General features: G+C 66.6%; 5 protein-coding genes. 2 read left to right on the top strand and 3 right to left on the bottom strand.

Going from position 1 to position 4,523, the window contains the following annotated elements:
• Positions 1 to 2 precede the first annotated feature (2 nt).
• Positions 3 to 515, bottom strand: a complete 513-nt coding sequence (locus DBR20_RS10240) for a head-tail connector protein (protein ID WP_108266103.1) — start codon at positions 513 to 515, stop codon at positions 3 to 5.
• Positions 516 to 898: 383 nt separating this feature from the next.
• Between DBR20_RS10240 and DBR20_RS10235 the strand changes: the two genes are divergently transcribed.
• The gene (locus DBR20_RS10235) at positions 899 to 1,855 is read left to right on the top strand and encodes a cation transporter (RefSeq protein WP_108266102.1); all 957 of its coding nucleotides are present in this window, start codon (positions 899 to 901) and stop codon (positions 1,853 to 1,855) included.
• A gap of 111 nt (positions 1,856 to 1,966) precedes the next feature.
• Positions 1,967 to 2,392, top strand: a complete 426-nt coding sequence (locus DBR20_RS10230; RefSeq protein ID WP_004153735.1) for an organic hydroperoxide resistance protein — start codon at positions 1,967 to 1,969, stop codon at positions 2,390 to 2,392.
• A gap of 148 nt (positions 2,393 to 2,540) precedes the next feature.
• On the opposite strand, the gene mmsB is transcribed toward DBR20_RS10230, so the two are convergent.
• Together mmsB and DBR20_RS10220 are read right to left on the bottom strand one after the other, a co-directional pair.
• A complete protein-coding gene (mmsB, locus tag DBR20_RS10225) occupies positions 2,541 to 3,431 on the bottom strand; it encodes a 3-hydroxyisobutyrate dehydrogenase (protein WP_108266101.1) in 891 nt (296 codons plus the stop codon).
• Positions 3,428 to 4,523: enoyl-CoA hydratase/isomerase family protein (locus tag DBR20_RS10220; protein ID WP_108266100.1), on the bottom strand; the 1,096-nt coding region annotated here is incomplete at its 5' end. The genes DBR20_RS10220 and mmsB, both read right to left, overlap by 4 nt.

Genomic DNA, 4,523 nt, shown 5'->3' with positions numbered 1-4,523 from the left:
GTTCATGGGATCGCCGCCAGTCGGTAGGGATCGAGCAGCGCGGCGACGCCGAACGGCAGCGCCATCGCGATGGCGACACTGCCGATCGGCACGTCGATGGCGGACGTGGAAACCACCACCGCTTCCCGGTGCGCATACAGATGGCCCAGCAGCAGGCGCACCGCAGCGCGGATGCTGTCGTTGGCCGGCAGGCCCTGAAGCAGCTGCGCGCTGCGCTCGGTGGCCACGGCCAAGCGGCGATCAGCAACGTCGCGCATGGCCTTGGCCTTGGCCGCGTTGGTCTCGGCATTGGCGGCGGCAACCGCGGCTTCATGCCCGGTCACCGCCGCCGCCATGTCCTGCGGCAACTGGTCAAGCGCCAGGTCCAGTGCCGGCTGGTCGGCAAACAGCGTCCGTCCCAGGTAGGCCGACGCCGCGTCGGTTGCGGCCGCCAGCAGGTCGCCCAGGATGGTGTCGTCGTAGTCGCCGTCGATACGGCAGTGCGTGCGGCACTGCTCAAGTGTCAGCAGGGGCATCGAATCCTCCTTCGTTGATGGATGTTGGATGCCCCGACCCTGCGCACGCGGCTACGCCGCACGCTGTCATCAAGGACGGCGCGAAAAGGGGCAGGGTCGGGGCGGAAACAGAAACGGCCCCACCAGGAATGGCAGGGCCGCAAGCACGATGACAAGGCGCCGACGGACGGCGTAAACGCAAAAAGCCCCCGGCGGTCGCCAGAGGCTTGTATGTCATCGTGGTTGAAAAGATACGCTGCAGGTGTGCACCCGTCAATCCGTAAACCGTCACCAGTCTGGTGACTTTTCCGGGGCCTGCGTCAGTGCGGTCACAGAGGCGTGCGGTGGTCTGGATAGAATGGTGTGGCGCCGCTTCCGCAGCGCGTTCACCGCTGGATTCCCGCATGCCTGCCACCACCGAACGCTACTTCGATACACGCACCGAACAAGGCGTGCTGCGCCTGTCCATTGTCGGCTCGCTGCTGTTGGCTGCAGCGGCGGTGGTGTTCGGCCTGCTGGCCAATTCTTCGCTGATCATCTTCGACGGCATCTACGGGCTGATCGACGTGGTGATGACGTGGCTGTCGTTGCTGGTCGCGCGGCTTATCGCCCTGTCCACGCAGACCGACGCCCTGCAGTCGCGCCTCAACCAGCGCTTCACCATGGGGTTCTGGCACCTGGAACCGATCGTGCTGGGAGTGAGCGGCACGTTGATGATCGGTGCGGCGTTGTACGCGCTGGTCAATGCGGTCGATGCGCTGATGTCCGGTGGCCGCCAGATCGCGCTTGGCCCCGCGATCATTTTCGCGGCGCTGTCGATCGTGGCCGAGAGCGCGCTGGCCTGGTTCGTGCTGCGTGCTAACCGGCGCATCGGCTCGGAGTTCATCGCGCTGGACGCGAAGAACTGGGTGATCGCCGCGAGCATGTCGGCCTGCTACCTGGCGGCCTTCCTCGGCGGTGTGCTGGTCCACGGCACGTCGTGGGCGTGGGTCGGACCGTACATCGATCCGGCCATCCTGGCGTTCGTCTGCGTGCTGGTGATGATCGCGCCGCTGGGCACCGTGCGGCGCGCGCTGGCCGGCATCCTGCTGGTCACGCCGCCGGAACTGCAGGCGCACGTGGATGCGGTGGCGCGGGCGATCGTTGCAAAGCACGGCTTCGTCGAACACCGCAGCTACGTGGCCCAGGTAGGCCGTGGCGAACAGATCGAGCTGTTCTTCGTGGTGCGCGAGGACGACCCACCGCGGCCCCTGCTGGAGTGGGATCACCTGCGCGACGAAATCGGTGATGCCCTCGGCGAATCATCGCCGGACCGCTGGCTGACCATCATGTTCACCACTGACCGGGAATGGACGATCTAGGCCCACAGGACGTTCAATCAAGTTTTTCAGACGTGTTGTGACCCAACGTGTGCGGAATCCGGGCAAAGTAGGCTCCAACGCACCACCCACCCACTGACCAGGAGCATCCCGATGTCCATCGAAAAGGTTCTGTACACCGCCCAGGCTACCTCCACCGGCGGCCGCGAAGGCCGTTCCGTGTCCTCCGACAACGTGCTGGACATCCAGCTGTCGACCCCGCGCGAGCTGGGCGGCGCTGGCGGCCCGGGCACCAATCCGGAGCAGCTGTTCGCTGCGGGCTATTCGGCCTGCTTCCTCGGCGCACTGAAGTTCGTCGCCGGCCAGGCCAAGGTCGCACTGCCGGCCGACACCACCGTGACCGGCAAGGTCGGCATCGGCCAGATCCCGACCGGTTTCGGCATCGAAGCCGAGCTGACCATCAACGTGCCGGGCGTGCCGCGCGAGCAGGTGGAAGAGCTGGTGCAGAAAGCGCACATCGTCTGCCCGTATTCCAACGCTACCCGCGGCAACATCGACGTGACGCTGATCGTCGCCTGATGCGCTGATGCCGGCCAGCGGCCGGCACTACCCGCGCGCGGGGAAAAAAAATGGGCGGATGCCGGTCGAAACCGTGCATCCGCCCATCCCACCTTCGTTGTCCCGCAAGGGGGCATGAGGTTGCCGGCCAGCGGCCGGCGCTACCGGGTCACTTCTCGCTCGTAATGAGCTGCACGACGCTGGAGAAATCCAGCTTGCCGCGCCCGGCCTGGTGATTCATCGAATACAGGTTGCGAGCCACTTCGCCCAACGGGATCGAGGCGCCGACGCTCATCGCCGCTTCCACCGCCAGGCCCATGTCCTTCAGCATCAGGTCGCTGCCGAAGCCGCCGCTGTAGCCGCGCGACGCCGGTGCGTTTTCCAGCACGCCCGGCCACGGGTTGCACACTTCGGTGGCCCAGCTGCGGCCGGTGCTGACCGCCATCATCTGCGACAGCACCTTGGGGTCCAGCCCGTGCGCCACGCCAAGCGCGATGGCTTCGCCGGTGACGGCCATGATCACGCCCAGCGCCATGTTGTTGCACAGCTTGGCGACCTGGCCGGCGCCGCTGGCACCCACATGGAAGATGTTCTTGCCCATCGCCTGCAGCACGGGGCGGGCGCGTTCCAGCGCGTCCTCTTCACCGCCGACGATGAAGGTCAACGTGCCGGCCTGTGCACCGGCAGTACCACCGGACACCGGTGCATCGATCATCTGCAGGCCTCGTGCGGCGGCCGCTTCGGAAACCTTGCGCGCGCTGGCGGGGGCGATCGTGCTGCAGTCGATGACCAGCGCACCGGCGGGAATCGCTGCAAGGATGCCGTCGTCGCCCAGGTACACGCCTTCGACGTGGCGGCTGGCCGGCAGCATCGAGATCACCACCTCGGCGTCAACCAGGGTTTCGCGCGCCGATGCAGAGGCACTGGCGCCCGCGTCGACTGCGGCCTGTACAGCAGCCGGCACCAGATCGAACACGCGCACGGTGTGGCCGTTCTTGACCAGATTGGCGGCCATCGGGCCACCCATGTTGCCCAACCCAATGAATGCAATGCGGCTCATGCCAGGCTCCTTTCAGCGACAGGGGTACCCAGGTCGGCCAGCGGATGCGCGGCATCGGCCCAGGGAGAAGCGAAGAACGTATCGGCCCATGCACGGCTGGCATCGGCCAACGTGGCCGGGTTCCACGATGGAGTGCGGTCCTTGTCGATCAGCAGCGCGCGGATGCCTTCGGCAAAATCGCCATGCGCAGCACAATGCAGGGCCGTGATGTATTCCAGCCGGTACACGTTCGCCAGATCCTGGCCGACGCTGCGGCGCTGCAGTTCGAAGGCCAGCCGTGCCGAACCCGGCGCACCGGCGGCCAGCGTCTTCTGTGCGGCCTGCAACCAGGCATCATCGGTCTGCAGGGTGCTGATGCGTTCGATGATGGCGGCGAGATCATCGCCTTCGCACAGCGCACCGACCTGCGCGGCATTGGCCAGCAGCGGGCCGGTAGCTGCATCGCTGGCGAACGACAGCAGCAGCTGCGACAAGCGTTCGTGGTTGCGTGCGGCATCGGCCGACCACGCGACCTGCAACAGCGCATCGAACACCGCGCTGCGGCGCTCCTCGGCCACATGCACGTCGGCCAGGCCGGCGTAGATCGCATCGCCGGGGTTGAGCAGCGCACCGGTCAGGGCCAGGAACAGGCCGCCGTTGCCCGGCACCCGCGGCAGCAGCCAGCTGCCGCCCACGTCCGGGAACAGGCCGACAGTGATTTCCGGGAAGGCCAGCTTGGAACGCTCGCTGACCACGCGATGGCTGGCGCCGGACATCAGACCGATGCCGCCGCCCATCACGATGCCATGGCCCCAGCACAGGATCGGCTTGGCGTAGGTATGGATCAGGTAGTCGACGCGGTACTCGACGTCGAAGAACTCGGCGGCGTAGTCGTTCTCGCGGATGTCCGTGTGGCCGGTCTCGCGGTAGGCGAGCATGCTCTGGTACAGGCTGTGCAGATCACCGCCGGCACAGAATGCCTTTTCGCCCGCGCCCTGCAGCACCACCAGCGCGATGCCGTCATCGTCGGCCCAGGTATTGAGCTGCTTCAGCAGCAGGTGCGCCATCGGCAACGAGAAGCCATTGAGCGTGCGCGGTGCGTTGAGCGTGGCG

It is taken from the genome of Stenotrophomonas sp. HMWF023 (genome assembly GCF_003060985.1).
Lineage (GTDB): Bacteria > Pseudomonadota > Gammaproteobacteria > Xanthomonadales > Xanthomonadaceae > Stenotrophomonas > Stenotrophomonas lactitubi.
This window is presented reverse-complemented; position numbering and strand designations above follow the sequence as displayed.